Here is a 16,414-nt window from a genome sequence, read left to right as displayed (position 1 = left end):
AAAATACAACAGTCCCATTTTATTTTTTATTTAAGTTTTAAAATACTTTAATTTCCTTCTTCATAAACATAAGTTCAATCTCTTTATCTTTTCCAAAAAGTTTATTTTCCCCTCTGTTTAAAAGATCAACCAAAAATTCTACATTATTTTTTACAACTGTATATCTTATAATATTTCCTGTTATCATAAAATCTTTTATACAAGCCTTAGTTCTGCAGAAATTTTCTTCCTTATAATTTCTTCCCTCTTCTCTTACATATATTGATTCTGGACGAACAGCTACTGTTTTTCCTTTGATTCCAAAAATTTTTTCTGCATCTTCACCTTTAAAAATATTATAATTTCCTATAAAGTCAACCATAAATTCATTGGCAGGATTTGTATAGATTTCTTCAGGTGTCCCTGACTGAGAAATTTCTCCTTTATTCATTACAAATATTCTGTCTGAAACTGCAAGAGCTTCTTCTTGGTCATGAGTAACAAAAATTGTTGTTATTCCAAGCTGCTTTTGAATCTTTCTAAGTTTATCCCTTAAACTTTTTCTTATTTTTGCATCAAGTGCTGAAAGTGATTCATCAAGAAGAAGAATTTTAGGTCTTGTTATTAAAGATCTGGCAAAAGCAACTCTTTGTTGCTGCCCTCCTGAAAGTTCATTTGGATAATGATTTTCTTTTCCAGTTAATCCAACCATTTCTATCATATTTTTTATTTTATCATCGTAATTTTTTTCTTTTTTCATTTTCAGACCAAATTCAATATTCTCCCATACTGTCATATTTGGAAAAAGAGCATAGTTCTGAAAAACCATTCCAATATTTCTGTCTTTAGGAATTACATTTGTCATATCTTTTCCATCAATAAATATTGAACCACTGTTTATTGAATTAAGACCTGCTATACATCTTAAAAGAGTACTTTTTCCACATCCTGAAGGCCCTAAAAGAGTTACAAATTCTCCTTCCTTTATGTTAAGATTTAATTTTTTTAATACCTGTGTATCATCAAATGATTTTTCTAAATTTTTTATTTCAACAAAACTCATCTGTTATCCTTCCTTTTTTATCTTTTAACCTTTGATTTTGATATTTTTTCTATATTGACTGCTACAAATGTAACTGCAAATATGAATAAGAAAAATAATGTTACCATTGCACTTGTAAAGTGACCACTTTTCCCCTTCATATTGTAAAGATATACTTGAAGCGTCTCAAATCTTCCACCTATAAGAAGATTTGCATACATAAATTCTCCAAGAAGAATAGCAAGACTCAATATTCCTGAACTCATTATTCCTTTTTTAAGATTTGGCAGAATTACATATCTGAAAGCCTGAAAATTTGTTCCTCCAAGAATATTTACAGTTTCAACAAGACTTTTTAAATGAAGAGCATCAAGACTATTCTTTATTCCTCTGTAAAGAAAAGGAAATGCTACTGAAAAATAAGCACCTATTATTATCACTGGAACTCCAAAAATATTAAAATTTAATCCTGAATAAACTTTTAACAATCCTACAGCAAGAACAACTGCTGGGACCATAAAAGGTATAAGAGATAAAAATTCTATTACTTTCAAAATTTTTGGAAAATAATATGCTGATATTATTATTGAAGGAATAACAATAACCATACTTAAAATAAGAGAAATTACACCTATTGCCAAACTTCTTTCAAGAGAAGCAATAAATCTTGAATCAGTTACAAGAGCTGCAAACCATTTTCCTGTAAATCCATCAGGAAGAATTGTTGCTCCCCAGCTGCTGCTTATTGAATAAAGCATAGTTCCAGCAACTGGAACAGAAAGAAGAATAAGAATTACAATGGTTATAATATAATGTTTTCTGTTTCCTTTTTTTCCCATTCTATCTTCCCTCCTGTCTGAATCTGTTATTTTGAATGAATTTTTCATTTATAAAAAATACTGTTAAAATCATTATTATCAAAATTACTGCAAGAGCTGAAGCAAGATTTGGTTTTAAAATTACATCTCCTGATATAAGTGCTCCTATCCTTATTGGAATAATATTGTAATTTGATACCATTATTCCATAAGCTGTTGCATAAGCTCCCATTGCATTTGTAAAAAGAATTATTCCTGTTCCTATAACTGAAGATTTTAAAATTGGAAATCCTATTCTAGTCCAGTAATCAAATCTGCCTCCTCCTAAAAGACTACATGCTTCTTTCCATCTTTCATCAAGAGAGTCAAAGGCAGGATAAAGAAGAAGTGTTCCTAATGGAATTTGAAAATAAGTATAAACAAGTATAAGTCCATATTGTGTATAAATATCAAAACCAGTTATTCCTATTTTTTGAAGAATAAGAGTTACAACTCCATTTGCTCCCATAATTATAATAAAAGCAAAAGCAAGAGGAAGACCTGAAAAATTAGACATCATATTTGAATATAAAAGAACATTTTCCCTTATTTTTTCATTTAATCTGCTTATTGAATAAGCCAGCTGAAAAGAAACTATTATTCCAAAAATTGTTGAAAGGGCAGAGACTTTTATACTATTGTAAAATCCTTGTCTATAAAATTTACTCTGTATTATATATTTATAGTTATAAAGGGAATAGGCAGTCTCCCCGTCTGCCTTAAAACTTCCCTCTATAACAGATATTACAGGTACAATAAGGAAAAATATAACTATCAGTAAAAGAGGAATAAGAAATAATCCATATTTTACTTTTTCTTTAGTCTTCCTCTTCATTTTTTAATACCCCCTGTAAATACTCTCTGCTTTGTTTTTCATACCACTTGTATCTATTCCAAGAAGATTTCCTATAATAGAAGCTACATAAACCTGTTCCATCTTATGACTTAATTTTGTTTCTGCACTGTCATTTATTATCCAAAAAGGAACTTCTGCTTCAAGTTCATTTTTTCCTCCATGCATTCCGTCAGGGCTCATTCCATGATCAGATGTAACAATTATTGTATATCCTGCTTCTGTCCATCTTGGTACAAATACTGATAAAAGATTATCTGCTGTTCTCACATTATATCTATATTCTTTACTTTCTGAACCATATTTGTGTCCAGTATCATCTATATTCATTGAATGAATCATAAGAAAATCTGGATTATATTTTTCTCTTATATGTTCTCCATCAAGAAATACTGATTCATCAGGATAATAATCTAAAGTATAAAATCTTCCATGCTGAATAGCTTTTGTTTCATCATGAGTATTTGTATCTCTTAGTTTATCAAATGGAGCTGAGTTGTAAAGTTCACTCAGCCAATAATATCCTGAAGCTCCTGTTGTAAGACCTATCTCTCTGCAAAGAGAAAAAATATTTTTCTCCTTTGACATAACAGGAATTTCATTTGTCAAGACTCCATGTTCAACAGGTTTTTTACCAGTTAAAATTGTTTCATACAAAGGTTTTGAAAGACTTGGCATCTCTGATAAAACTTTTGCAAATTTTGCTTTTCCTTCTCTTTCAAGTGCTGTCATATATCCCATACAATCTGAATTTTTATAATTTAATCCGTCCAAAAGAACTAATATAACTCTATTTTTCTTTTCCATAATATATCTTTATAAAGCCTATTTGTTTACTTTATAAATTACCTCCTCTTGCCATAACTGAGAAATATTTTCTGATGTTTTCTTCCATGCATCAAAATCTTTTACAGGTCTTGCATTTTTGTATTGTTCATTTGGAAGAAGTTTTGCTTTTACATCATCTGGAAGAACTACATTTGTTCTTATTGGTTTTGCATATCCTTCTGCTAAGTTTATTTGTCCTTCATCACTTAAAATAAACTCTCTTGTAAGTTTTGCTGCATTAGGATGTTTTGCATATTTATTAATTATTGTTGCATATCCACTTGTAAGTGATCCATCTGATGGAATTAAAACTTCAAATTTATCTCTGTCAATTTGATCTCTGTAGTTAAGTCCATTAAAGTCCCATACAAGTCCTACTTCCACTTCACCTTTTTCAAGATTTGCTATCATAGGATCATTTAAAAGAAGTCTTCCTTCCTCAGCCATTTTTCCAAAATAGTTAATTGCTGGCTGAATATTTCCTTCATCTCCTCCAAGTGCAAATGCTGCTGCAAGAACTGAATTTGTTGCCTGAGAAGCAATTCCTACTGCTCCTACAGTTACTTTTGCATTACTTTCACCAAGTTCTTTCCATGAAGTAGGAATATCTTTTACAAGTTCTTTATTTACAATAAATGCTATAGTTCCTGTATAACCTATAACCCAATGACCATCTTTGTCTTTTGCCCATTCAGGAATCTCTTCCCATGTTGTAGGTTTATAAGCCTGAGTTACTCCTTGAGATACTGCTACAGTTCCAAATTCATAACCAATATCTCCAATATCTGCTGTTGCATTTTCCCCTTCAGCTTTAAACTTAGCAATTTCTTCTGCACTTGACATATCTGTATCAACATGTTTTAAACCATACTTTGTATTAATATCTTTCCATGTTCCTACCCAGTTTGCCCAAGCATCAGGCATTCCCACACTGTTTACTTCTCCTTCTGTTTTAGCTGCTGCTGTTATTTCTTCTAAAGTCATCGGTGTTTTTGCTGCTGTTTCCGTTTTTCCCTCTTCTTTATTTCCACATCCTGCAAATGCTCCTAAGATTAAAATTCCAAGTAATAATTTTTTCATTTTTTCCTCCTATATTTTCTAAAATATTTTATTCTTAAATTAATATTATAAATCCTTATATTCTAATTTTCTTTTTGTAAATACACAATATTTTTCAAAGCCAAGTTCTCTTAAAACATCTTTTGCTTTATCAAAATCTCTCATTATATCAAGAGCTCTATGAGCATCTGAACCTATTGTTATTATCTCTCCTCCAAGCTCTCTATATCTTTTTAAAATTTTTCTGCATGGATGAAAATCTCTCAAACCATATCTTAAAGCTGATGTATTAATTTCTATTCCTATCTTCTTTTCTATAAGTTTTTTAAGAATTTTGTCTATAACTTCTTTATGCATTTCAAAATTTATTTTTTTATAATCATCATAGACACTTCTTCCATATCTGTTTATAAAATCAAGATGTCCATATATACTTATTTCAGGAAAAATATCTATATTTTTTAAAACTTCTTCAAAGTATATTCTGTGAGCTTCATCTTTTGCATATTTTTCAAAAAATTTTTTATCTGCTATGTCCATTCCTGCTACACAATGAGAAGAACCTATTATAAAATCTATATCTTCACATGAAAATATCTCTCTGTATTCTTCTTTTAAATGAGGCTGAAGACCAAGTTCTATTCCTATTTTTAAATTAATTTTTTTTCTGTATTCATTTTTTAGCTTTTTTAAAGTTTCTATATAATTGTTTAAATCAAGTGTAAATATATTAACCTCTCCAGGAAAATCTAAATCTAGATGATCTGTTATTGTTATCTCATTCATTCCAAGTTCTAAGGCTCTTTCAATTATGCTTTCAAGTTTCTCCATAGAATCTCCGGAAAAGTTACTGTGTACATGTGAATCTGCTTTATACATTTTACTCCTCCTTTTCTTTTATGAAGAAAGTATACAACACCTGAGTTTAAAAAATATTTATGTTTTGTAAAATATCTGTATAAAAAAAGAGGACTTTAAAAAGTCCTCTGTAAAAAATCATATCTTATTTTTCTATTTTTTTTAAAATCAGCCTTATTCCTTCTATACCTATTACTTCAGCTTTCTCTCCTACTTCAAGATCTTCACTGCTTTTTCCACTCCAATTTTTCCCATCAAGATAAATTTCATAAAAGCCCTTATCATTTATACTTTTTATCTCAACTATACTTCCTCTTATCCTATCAACTCTATCTTTTTTTCTTGTTTTCCATGATTTAGAAATTTTTCTTGTAAGAAAAAACATTATTGCTGAAAGTATTATGAAAAAATAAAACTCATATTTTATACTTTTTATAAAAGGAGAAACTATCATTGTTATAGCTGCAGCTATTCCAAACCACAGAGATACAAGTCCCGGCACTGCTGCCTCAATTATAAAAAATACCACTGCTGCCCCCAGCCATATTAACATAACCTCAACTCCTTTTTTTAAAATATAAATTATTTATTTTCATCTGCATCTTTCTGCTTTTCAGCTTCTTCGGCTTCACGAAGTTTTTTCTCTATTTTATTTATCTTCCCAGCCATTTCATTTATTCTTACTTCAATTGAGTTTAAAATCCAGAACTGAAAGTGATTTGATTTTTTAGTTTCATAAAGCATCCATATTATCTTTGTTATTCCTAAAAGAATAGCCAGATACATAGTCAGTTCAAGAGACATTTTTCTAAGAACTCCACCCATGAATAAAAGAGCTATTATCATTCCAATTAAAAGACTGTTTACTCTCTTTACCTGAGTATTATTTTTTCCACCAATTTTTCCAACTATCTGTCTGATTCTGTCTTTTTCTTTTTCAAACTCTTTTAATTCTTCAAGTAAGCTTTTTTCTTCTTTTTCTCTCATCTATATCTGCCCTCTCTTAAAATAATTTTATACTCCCCAGTCTCTTGGATATTTAAAATTGTTTCCCATTCCTCTTTTTGATACATTAGCAATTACTGGAAGTTTTCTCTTATACTGATTTATTTTTATTTTTCTTGTAACTGCTTCAACTGTTTTTTCATCATATCCAAGGGATATTATTTCACATGGCTGAAGTCTTTCTTCCACAAGATAATATAAAATTTCATCTGCTATCTGATAAGAAAATCCTAACTCCTGTTCATCTGTCTGTCCTTCCCAAAGATCAGCACTTGGTTTTTTCTTAATAACTTCACTAGGAACACCCATATACTCAGATAAAGCCCATACCTGTGCTTTGTATAAATCTCCTATAGGATTTATTGCTGAAGCTGAATCTCCAAACTGTGTACTGTATCCTAAAAGTATTTCTGTTTTATTTGAAGTTCCAAGAACAAGTGCTCCTTCTTTTGCTGAATTATCAAAAAGAACACACATTCTCATTCTTGCCATAATATTTCCTTTTCTAAGGCTTGTCATATCATCATTCATGGCAAAGTAAGCATCTGCCATAGGAGTTATCTCAACCTTTTTTGTATTTATTCCTGATGCTTTAACTACAAGTTCTGCATGTTCAAGACTTTCTTTACTTGAAGTTTTATAAGGCATCATAACTGTATAAACATTTTCAGAGCCAAAGGCCTTGGCTGCAAGAAATGCTACAAGAGCTGAGTCTATTCCTCCTGAAAGTCCTAAAATTACTTTTTTAAATCCTACTTTATGTACTTCTTCTCTTAAAAAATTTACAAGAATCTCTTCTGTTGCTTTTAAATCTAAAGCAAGTCCTTCAGCTGCTCTATTTTTCATTTTTTCCTCCCTGAAGCAGTTCTCTGTCCAAACCAAATTTACCTAATTTAGCAGCTCTGTAGTCTCTTAAAAGAGTAAGAGTTGCCTGATGTACATTAAGATTTCCTCCTTTTTGTATCATCTGCATTCTTTTGGCAATATTTTCTATAATATTTCCTGTCACTCCTTCAAAATCTTCATCAGTTAGTTTATATCTGCTTTTCAGATTATCCTTAAGTCCATATGCAAGCATCTTGTCAAGAAGTTTACAAGCTACATCATCAATAGGAAGAATATCATCTTTTATTGCCCCTGAAATAGCAAGATTAAATCCTACTCTTTCATCTTCAAATTTAGGCCACAAAATTCCAGGAGTATCTAAAAGTTCTAATCCTTCTTTTATTCTTACCCATTGTTTTCCTCTTGTATATCCAGGCATATTACCTACACCTGCACTGTTTTTTCCAACTATTCTATTAATAAGCCTTGATTTTCCAACATTTGGAATTCCTGCTACCATAAGTCTAGTATTTACTTTTCTAAGACCTTTTTTCATAAGTCTTTCTTTTTTTTCTGCAGCAACTTTATCTATAATAGAATAAAGCTTTCTCATATTAAATCCTGTTTCTGCACTAAGCTCAAGAACCTCATCAGCGTCATTATTTTTTATAAAATAATCTCTCCATTGATTAATTTCTTCTTTTTCAACAAGATCTGCCTTATTTATTACTATTATTCTCTTTTTATTTTTTGAAAAAGTTGCAATATCTGGATTTCTGCTTGAAATAGGAATTCTTGCATCTACCACTTCTAAAACTATATCTATAAGGGGCATATTTTCCTTCATCATATCCTTTGTTTTCTTCATATGCCCTGGATACCAGTTTATCTTTGTCATTGACATAAAACACTCCTCCTATTCCTCTTCTTCGTAGTCGTCTTCTTCCTCATATTCATCTTTTGCATATTTATTTACTTTTTCTCTTTTTTCTTCCTGCTCATTTCCTCTTACAATTATTACAAATTCTCCTTTAAGAGTTTGTTTTTCAAACTTTGAAATAAGCTCACTTGTTGTTCCTCTTATAATTTCCTCATAAATTTTTGTTATTTCTCTTACAAGAACAATATTTTTCACTCCCATAAATTCTTCTATATCTTTTAGAGTTTTCACTACTCTGTGAGGAGATTCAAAAAACATTATCGTTCTTTTTTCATCAGCAAAAGATTTAAGAAGAGTTTGTCTTCCTTTTTTCTTAGGAAGAAAACCTTCAAATATAAATCTTCTCATTGAAACACCTGCAACAGAAGCTGCTGCAGTCATTGCACTTACCCCTGGAACTGGAATAACTTTTATTCCTTCATTAAGAGCAGCATCAACAACCTCATATCCTGGATCTGAGATACATGGTGTTCCTGCATCTGTTACAAGAGCTACATTTTTTCCTTCTTTAAGAAGATTTACTATATTTTCAACCTGATGCTGTTTTGTATGCTCATCATATCTGTAAAGAGTATTTGTTATCTCTAGATGATTTAAAAGTTTTTTAGTTACTCTTGTATCTTCTGCAAATATATAATCAGCTTCTTTTAATATTCTCACTGCTCTTAGTGTAATATCTTCCAAATTTCCTATTGGTGTTGCTACTATATATAACATTTTTCCGCCTTTCTTCTTTATAATTATTTTTGACTTGCTCTTTCTTTAAGCATAGAAGCTATTGCAGCTTCTGCTTGCTGAAGTTGTTTATCTTGTTTCTTTGCAAGTTTTTCAGCCTCTTCTTTTCCTACTACATCATTAAGAATTCTTTTCTTACTTTCTGCCTGCTCTTTTTCATTTATATTTGTAACAAGTCCATCATAGAAAAGATAATCTTCGTCTTCCTCTATAATAATATCAGGTTTTATTCCTTTTCCATGAATATTTTCTCCTTTAGGAGTATAATATTTTGCTATTGTAAGTTTTATTCCATCTCCATCTGGAAGAGGAAGAAGTACTTGAACACTTCCTTTACCAAAACTTTTTTCTCCTACAAGAAGTCCTCTCTTATAATCTCTTACTGCCCCTGCAACTATTTCAGAAGCAGATGCACTTCCTTCATTAATAAGGATAACAAGAGGGAAATCACCATAATATTTTCCTTCTCTCATATTTACAGTTTCTTTTCCATCTTTTGTTCTTTCACTTACTATAACACCTTTATCAATAAACATTGATCCAATTTTTATAGCTTGATCTATTCTTCCTCCAGGATTATTTCTAAGGTCAAAAATAAGTCCCTTCATTCCATCCTTTTGAAGTTTTTCAAGACTTTTTGCTACCTGAACATCAACATCGTCTCCAAACTGAGTAAGTTTTATATATCCTATTTTATTATTAAGCATTTTACTGCTTACATTTTCAAGTTTTATTGTTTCTCTCTTAAGAGTTATATCTTTTGTTTTCTTTTCTGATTCTTTATAAATCTGAACTTTTACTGTTGTTCCACTTTTTCCTTTAAGAAGTTTTGAAGCTTCTTCAAGATCCATATTGTATGTTTGCTTTCCATCTATTGAAATAAGTTTATCTTTAGGTCTGATTCCAGCTCTGAAAGCAGGAGTTCCTTCTATAAGAAGTTCAACCATTACAGGTTCTCCTGAAGACTTTCTTATAATCATTCCAACTCCTGAATATTCTCCTTTTATTTTTCCTTCAAGATCTTCCATTCCATCTTTTGAAAAATAATTTGAATGAGGATCATCAAGAGTTTCCATCATTCCTTTGATAGCTCCTTGCATAAGAATTGTTTTATCCAGTTCTTTATCTCCTACGAAATTTTCCTGAATAATATCCATAATGTCAGAAATTTCTTTAAGTTCTCTTACATTATTCATAAAACCTGTTTTAACTTCTTTTTCTTTAGCTGAAACATTTACAGGTATCAGCATTATGAAAGCTGCTGCCATAAATCTTTTTAAGTTATTCATTATAGTGCTCCCCCTAGATTTTCGCATAAATCAACTGTATTTTTAATATTAATATCAATATTATCTGATTTTTTTAAACTAAACAGTGATATATATTCAGAATTTCCTTTTCCTCCTTTTATTGGAGAAAAATCTAATTTTTCTAGATAAAATCCATGCTTTTCAGCTTCTTTTATAACTCTTTCAATAGCAAATATCTGATTATTTTTATCTCTTACTATTCCACCTTTATCTATCATATTTTTTTCCACTTCAAACTGAGGTTTTATAAGAGCCATTAATTTAGTTTCCTCTTTAAAAAACTTTTTTAAAGACTCAAATACATTTGTAATTGATATAAAAGATACATCCATAACAATAAAATCTATCTCTGAATTATTAATCTCTTCCTTTGTTAAATCTCTTATATGTCTGTTTTCTATAGAAGTTACTCTTTCATCATTTCTAAGTTTCCAGTCTAACTGATTTGTTCCTACATCAACTGCATATACATGCTCTGCACCAAAACTTAAAGCACAATCTGTAAAACCTCCTGTAGAAGAACCTACATCTAAGATTTTTTTTCCTTTAAAATCAAGTTCAAAAACCTTAATTGCTTTTTCTAGTTTTAATCCACCACGGCTTACATATTTAAAAGATTTTCCTTTTATTCTTATATTAAGTTCTTTATCATCATCTATTTTTATCTGTGTTCCCGGCTTTTCTATTTTTAAATCATTTACAAGAACTATACCTGCCATAACAGCTCTTCTAGCCTTGTCTATATCTTCAAAAAAACCGTTATTCACAAGAAGAACATCAATTCTTTCTTTCATCTGTTTTTTCTCCCATAGGTTCAAAAATTTCTTCATCTACAAGATAATCAAGAAGTTTATTTGTAAGAATAAGCTGTCTGAATCCTTTTTTTTCAACTGTAGCTATAAGTTTTGCTGTTTCTTTTACTCTTTTAGTAAAAAAATTATCTCCTATTGGAACCTTTCTCGTTTTTTTATAATAGTTTATTAAATGCTTTGTAGTTTTAAGCCTCAGTTCCATTTTTGCTCTTTTAAGCCTGTCTTTTATAACTCCTGTTGTACACATGAATCTTTTGCTAACTTCAACAATGTTTTCACCCATACAAAGTGCTTCAAGAATCTCATTTGCACCTATAGGATTTATTCTGTGATATTTAGCTGAATACATGTCTGCCCTATGAACTATATGAGCTTCTCTTGTATTAGGAACTATTTTTCCCCATCTTCCGTGATGTGATACAACTATATGAGTAATATTTTTTCTTATATTTTCTTTGATTTTTACACCAGCTTCATTTTCCACTTCTTCCAAAAGAGCCTCTGCTTCTTTTATGATATAATCTGGTTTTTTAAGCATCATTTGAGAATGAGACATTGTTTCTGAAGTTTTTCTTATACTTCCTTTACTTAAATCATGAATTATAACTCCTACAATTATTGCAAAAAAATCTATAAATCTCTTTGCTTCATCAAAGTCTCTGTAGTCTCTTTTTATTTCATCAATGGAAACTTTTAATACATCATATGTATGAGCACTTACTTTTACTCCTTGGTCATCATGATTTTCAAGTTCTCCGACCATATCATTATTTACAAGTATGTTTATAAACTCTAATGCTTTTTCATTAGCTTTCCCCATTAATTCTACCTTCTATTCTTTCCACTAATTTTTTTCCTCTTAAACCATACTCCTCAAGCAATATTCCCCTTTTTCCATGAGGCACTGCTCCTGTTTCTATTCCGATTTTTATTATTTTTTTATTTATTTTTGAATTATTTATATATTCAACAATCTCTGTTCCAAAAGAATTAATATAATAATTTTCTTCAAGAACAATTATATTATCATATTTTTCAAAATTTTTATCTATGAAATCTGTATCCATAGGTTTTATAGAAGCTGCGCTTACAATAGTCCCTTCTATTCCTTTTTCTTTAAGAAGATCTTCTGCATCTAAAATCTCTTTAAGCATAGATCCCGTTGCTATATATAAATTTCTTTTTCCTTTTTTTATTTCTCTCCATTTTCCCAAAACAAATGAACCATCTCCTTCTATGTCAAATCCATTTTCTTTTGAGTATCTTATACCTAAAGGAGAATTATAATCTTTTGAAAATTCTAATATCTCTTCAAGTTCTTTTTTTGTTGTAGGAGCAAGTATTGTAAAATTAGGTATTGAAAGCATAAAAGATACATCATAAATTCCGTGATGTGTCTTTCCATCTTCTCCTACTATCCCTGCTCTGTCTATCATAAACTTTACAGGAAGATTCTGAAGAGAAATATCGTGAATAAGTTGTCCTATTCCTCTTGAAAGGAATGTTGAATATACAGCATAATAAGGTTTTTTCCCTGAAACTGCAAGTCCTGCTGCAAAAGTAACTCCGTGTCCTTCAGCAATTCCTACATCAATACTTCTTTCAGGATATTTTTCAAAAAATTCTTTAAGTCCTGTTCCTTTTACCATTCCTGCTGATATAGCACATATATTCTTATCTTCTTCAGCCATTGAAACAAGTTTGTCTCCGAAAATATCAGAATATGTTTTCTGTCCCTCTATTTTATGTGGATTATAAGGACTTACTCCATGAAATTTTTCCTTATTTTCTTCAGCTGGTTTATATCCTTTTCCTTTCTTTGTCCTTACATGTATAAACACAGGTCCTTCTGTTTCTTTAGCTTTCTGAAAAACATCTAAAAGTTCTTCCATATTATGACCATCTACAACGCCAAAATATTTAAAACCTAAGTTTTCAGATATACTCATTGGAAGGAAAAAATTCTTTATTGAATGTTCTGCCCTTCCAAGAGTATTTTTTACTCTTCTTCCAAAATTTCCTCTGTCTATTATATTTTTAACATCTTTCTTCACATTCATGTAAACTCTGCTTGAAATCATTCTACTGAAAAAACTTGAAAGAGAACCTACACTTTTTCCTATGGACATGTCATTATCATTAAGTATAACAATCATATTTTTTAAGTTTCCCATATTATTAAGAGCTTCTAAAGAATGACCATTGGCTATTGAAGCATCTCCTACTACAACTATCACTCTTATATCAGGCTCTGCAAAAGCTATTCCACATCCTGCTGATAAAGCACTTCCTGCATGTCCGCTTATAAAATAATCTTCACTGCTTTCCTTAGGATCAAGAAAAGGCCCTATTCCTTTATATGTTCTTAAAGTGCCAAATTTTTCTTCTCTTCCAGTTAAAATTTTATAAACATAAGCTTGATGACCTACATCAAATAAAATTTTATTTTTTTCATCTGAATTAAATATTTTTTTCAATGCTACTGTAAGTTCTACTACCCCAAGATTTGAAGCAAGATGTCCTCCATTTTTTAAAACAACATCTATTATTTTTTCTCTTATATTGCTGCATAATTCATTAAGGTTTTCTGTTGTCATATTATCTAAATTCATTATACTTTTCCGCCTTTATTATGAAATTAAATATCCCTTAAACATGAAAGCTACTGCAACTCCCAATATCATTCCTGCAAGGACTTCCAGCTGAGTATGTCCCAGCAGTTCCTTTAATTTCTCATCATGAAACATCTCTCCGATTTTCTCAGAAAGTTTGTCCATCATTCTGTTTAAAACTCCCGCCTGCTTTCCTGCTGCCCTTCTTATTCCCATAGCATCATACATAACAATAACAGCAAGAATTACAGAAACCGCAAAATATCCGCTTTCCCTTCCATAAATAATCCCAGTGCATGAAGCCAGACATGATACAGTGGATGAATGCGAACTTGGCATTCCTCCAGTTTCAAAGAAACGCTTTACATCCAGTTTTTTCTGAGCAAATAAAGTATATAGCACTTTATAAAACTGTGCTGTAAACCATGCAATAAAGGTTACATCAAGTATCTTATTTCCAAGAATAATTCCTGTTTCACTCATAGTTTCTGCCTTCTTTTTTTATTATTTTATAGCATTCACTTCTAAAGAAATTTTTGGTTTTTCTGTATTAGGTTTGTAAAGAATTATAGTTTTTCCTATAATTCCAACAACTTCACAACCTGTTTTTGCTTCAATTTCTTTTGCTACTTCTTCTTTCTCAACTCTTGAATTTTGAAGAATCTTAACTTTTATAAGTTCTCTTGATTCAATTACATCTAGTATACTTTGTGCCTGATTATCAGTAAAACCATCTTTTCCAAGTCTTACCATAGGCTCTAAATCATGTGCTGCTTTTCTTAAAAATTCTCTTTGTCTGCTGTTCATTAAAATTTCTCCTCTTTAATTATAAATTTTTCTGTGATATTCTTAAATACTTCAATTATACTTCCATTATTATAGGAAGAATTACTGGATTTCTTTTTGTTTTACTGTATACAAACTTTGCAACAGCTTCTTTTGTCATATTTTTTATAGGCTGCCAATCTTTTATTTTACTATCTTCCAATTTAGCAAGCTTTTCATTTATATGTTCCACTGTTCCCTGAATAAGCTCATCAGAGTCTTTTGAGTATGTAAATCCTCTTGTTACAATTTCAGGTCCGGCAATTATTTTACCAGTTTCTTTATTTAAAGTAAATACTACAATAATTACTCCGTCCTGTGAAAGTTGCTGTCTGTCTCTTAAAACAGTCTGTCCTATATCTCCAACTCCAAGTCCGTCTATAAATGTTGCTCCTGCACTTACTTTTCCTTTTATTTTGACACCACTCTGTGTTATTTCTATTTTATTTCCATTAAGCCCAAGAAGTGTATTCGCTTTAGAAATTCCTGTTGCAATAGCTGTCTCTATATGTGCCTTAAGCATTTTATATTCTCCGTGAACAGGCATAAAATATTTAGGCTTTATAAGATTAAGCATAAGTTCCTGTTCTTTTTTGCTGGCATGTCCTGATACATGAATTCCTGCAACTTTTTTAAATATAACTTCTGCATCATATTTTAAAAGATTATTTATATTTTTTGAAACTGCTTTTTCATTTCCAGGAATAGGAGTTGCAGATATAATTACTGTATCTCCTTCTTTTATTTTTGTATGCTTATGTATATTCTGAGCTATTCTTGAAAGAGATGCCATAGGTTCTCCCTGTGTTCCTGTACAAAGAATAACTACCTTATTATCTTTTTCATTTTCTACATCAGAAAGAGGAATCATCGTATCTTTTTTTATTTTAAGATATCCCATTTTCTGTGCAACCTCAAATACTTTTACAAGACTTCTTCCATCTATAGCTATTTTTCTTCCATAAGATTCTGCTATTGTTACAATTTGCTGAAGTCTGTGTATATGTGAAGCAAAAGCTGCAACAATTATTCTTCCCTTAGCCTTTGCAAATTCAAGCTGAAATGCAGCACCTACTGTTCTTTCAGAAGGTGTGTATCCTTCTACTTCAGAGTTTGTTGAATCTGCCAGAAGAAGATCAACTCCTTTTTCTCCTATCTGTGCCAGTCTTGCAAGGTCAGTTCCAAGTCCATCAACTGGAGTAAGATCTATTTTAAAATCCCCTGTAAAAAGAGCTGTTCCTGCTGGAGTTGTTACAAGAATTGAATAAGAATCTGCTATTGAGTGTGTTACTCTTATAAATTCTACATTAAAATATTTTCCTACTTTTACTTTTGAACGGTTTTTAACCTCTCTCATCTTAGGAAGATCTCTCATTTTTAAATTTTCAAATTTTCCTTCAATAAGAGCTAAAGTAAGTTTTCCTGAAAAAATTGAAACTTCTTTATCTATTTTTTGATAAAGATATGGTATTGAACCTATATGGTCTTCATGTCCATGAGTTACAAAAAGCCCTTTTATCTTACTTTTATTATTCTCTACATAAGAAAAATCTGGAATTACAAGATCTATTCCTAAAAGTCCTTCTCCAGGAAATCCAACTCCACAGTCTATTATAATTATCTCATCTCTGTATTGGACAAGAGTCATATTTTTTCCTATTTCATCTAGTCCTCCAAGAGGAATAACATACATTTTTTCCTCTTTATTTTCTTTTATTTCTTTAATCTCTTTTATATTTTTTACCTCTTTTATTTCACTATTTTCAGAAAGATAAACTGCTTTTTTTCTATTTTCTGAAACTTTTCCTTTTCTACTTTTCTGCTGTTTCTTTACTGTCTTTTCCATTTTGCTCCCTTTTATCTCGTAAATAAGA

Annotated in this window: 18 protein-coding genes; all 18 read right to left on the bottom strand. The window is 30.4% G+C overall.

Features of this window, described 5'->3' with window-relative positions; genetic code table 11:
* Positions 1-37: 37 nt before the first annotated feature.
* Positions 38-1,042 (bottom strand): ABC transporter ATP-binding protein, encoded by a 1,005-nt coding sequence (locus I6E17_RS06185; protein ID WP_235236200.1) that lies wholly within the window; start codon positions 1,040-1,042, stop codon positions 38-40.
* 17 nt (positions 1,043-1,059) lie between these two features.
* Positions 1,060-1,860 carry an ABC transporter permease gene (locus I6E17_RS06180; RefSeq protein ID WP_176829030.1) on the bottom strand — a complete coding sequence of 267 codons (801 nt, stop codon included), beginning with the start codon at positions 1,858-1,860 and terminating at the stop codon, positions 1,060-1,062.
* A gap of 1 nt (position 1,861) precedes the next feature.
* Positions 1,862-2,713, bottom strand: a complete 852-nt coding sequence (locus I6E17_RS06175; protein ID WP_235236198.1) for an ABC transporter permease — start codon at positions 2,711-2,713, stop codon at positions 1,862-1,864.
* 3 nt (positions 2,714-2,716) lie between these two features.
* Complete coding sequence (locus I6E17_RS06170; protein WP_235236196.1) at positions 2,717-3,538, bottom strand: alkaline phosphatase family protein; 822 nt, start codon at positions 3,536-3,538, stop codon at positions 2,717-2,719.
* A gap of 18 nt (positions 3,539-3,556) precedes the next feature.
* The gene (locus I6E17_RS06165; protein ID WP_235236194.1) at positions 3,557-4,639 is read right to left on the bottom strand and encodes an ABC transporter substrate-binding protein; all 1,083 of its coding nucleotides are present in this window, start codon (positions 4,637-4,639) and stop codon (positions 3,557-3,559) included.
* Between the two features lie 45 nt (positions 4,640-4,684).
* On the bottom strand, positions 4,685-5,497 hold the full coding sequence (locus I6E17_RS06160; RefSeq protein ID WP_235236192.1) for a histidinol-phosphatase HisJ family protein: 813 nt from the start codon (positions 5,495-5,497) through the stop codon (positions 4,685-4,687).
* A gap of 124 nt (positions 5,498-5,621) precedes the next feature.
* Positions 5,622-6,029 (bottom strand): NfeD family protein, encoded by a 408-nt coding sequence (locus tag I6E17_RS06155; RefSeq protein WP_235236190.1) that lies wholly within the window; start codon positions 6,027-6,029, stop codon positions 5,622-5,624.
* Positions 6,030-6,058: 29 nt separating this feature from the next.
* A complete protein-coding gene (locus I6E17_RS06150) occupies positions 6,059-6,463 on the bottom strand; it encodes a hypothetical protein (RefSeq protein WP_176829024.1) in 405 nt (134 codons plus the stop codon).
* A gap of 27 nt (positions 6,464-6,490) precedes the next feature.
* Positions 6,491-7,327, bottom strand: coding sequence for an NAD+ synthase (locus I6E17_RS06145; RefSeq protein WP_235236188.1), 837 nt, complete (start codon positions 7,325-7,327; stop codon positions 6,491-6,493).
* The gene (ylqF, locus tag I6E17_RS06140) at positions 7,317-8,210 is read right to left on the bottom strand and encodes a ribosome biogenesis GTPase YlqF (RefSeq protein WP_176829022.1); all 894 of its coding nucleotides are present in this window, start codon (positions 8,208-8,210) and stop codon (positions 7,317-7,319) included. The genes I6E17_RS06145 and ylqF overlap by 11 nt, the downstream gene beginning before the upstream one ends.
* A 12-nt stretch (positions 8,211-8,222) precedes the next feature.
* Positions 8,223-8,963 carry a 16S rRNA (cytidine(1402)-2'-O)-methyltransferase gene (gene rsmI, locus I6E17_RS06135; RefSeq protein WP_176829021.1) on the bottom strand — a complete coding sequence of 247 codons (741 nt, stop codon included), beginning with the start codon at positions 8,961-8,963 and terminating at the stop codon, positions 8,223-8,225.
* A 23-nt stretch (positions 8,964-8,986) separates the two neighbouring features.
* The gene (locus tag I6E17_RS06130) at positions 8,987-10,270 is read right to left on the bottom strand and encodes a S41 family peptidase (protein WP_268825961.1); all 1,284 of its coding nucleotides are present in this window, start codon (positions 10,268-10,270) and stop codon (positions 8,987-8,989) included.
* The gene (locus I6E17_RS06125) at positions 10,270-11,085 is read right to left on the bottom strand and encodes a TlyA family RNA methyltransferase (protein WP_176829020.1); all 816 of its coding nucleotides are present in this window, start codon (positions 11,083-11,085) and stop codon (positions 10,270-10,272) included. The genes I6E17_RS06130 and I6E17_RS06125 overlap by 1 nt, the downstream gene beginning before the upstream one ends.
* Positions 11,069-11,923, bottom strand: a complete 855-nt coding sequence (locus tag I6E17_RS06120) for a phosphohydrolase (RefSeq protein ID WP_235236187.1) — start codon at positions 11,921-11,923, stop codon at positions 11,069-11,071. Before I6E17_RS06120 ends, I6E17_RS06125 begins: the two co-directional genes overlap by 17 nt.
* The gene (dxs, locus tag I6E17_RS06115) at positions 11,910-13,715 is read right to left on the bottom strand and encodes a 1-deoxy-D-xylulose-5-phosphate synthase (protein WP_235236186.1); all 1,806 of its coding nucleotides are present in this window, start codon (positions 13,713-13,715) and stop codon (positions 11,910-11,912) included. Before dxs ends, I6E17_RS06120 begins: the two co-directional genes overlap by 14 nt.
* 18 nt (positions 13,716-13,733) lie before the next feature.
* Positions 13,734-14,198 (bottom strand): divergent PAP2 family protein, encoded by a 465-nt coding sequence (locus tag I6E17_RS06110; protein WP_176829017.1) that lies wholly within the window; start codon positions 14,196-14,198, stop codon positions 13,734-13,736.
* A 21-nt stretch (positions 14,199-14,219) separates the two neighbouring features.
* Positions 14,220-14,522 (bottom strand): ribosome assembly RNA-binding protein YhbY, encoded by a 303-nt coding sequence (yhbY, locus tag I6E17_RS06105; RefSeq protein WP_176829016.1) that lies wholly within the window; start codon positions 14,520-14,522, stop codon positions 14,220-14,222.
* 55 nt (positions 14,523-14,577) lie between these two features.
* Positions 14,578-16,386 carry a ribonuclease J gene (locus I6E17_RS06100; protein WP_176829015.1) on the bottom strand — a complete coding sequence of 603 codons (1,809 nt, stop codon included), beginning with the start codon at positions 16,384-16,386 and terminating at the stop codon, positions 14,578-14,580.
* Positions 16,387-16,414 lie beyond the last annotated feature (28 nt).

Source organism: Fusobacterium perfoetens, assembly GCF_021531595.1.
Classification (GTDB): domain Bacteria; phylum Fusobacteriota; class Fusobacteriia; order Fusobacteriales; family Fusobacteriaceae; genus Fusobacterium_B.
The sequence above is the reverse complement of the archived record's forward strand: the minus strand, read 5'-3'. Positions and strand labels throughout refer to the sequence as shown.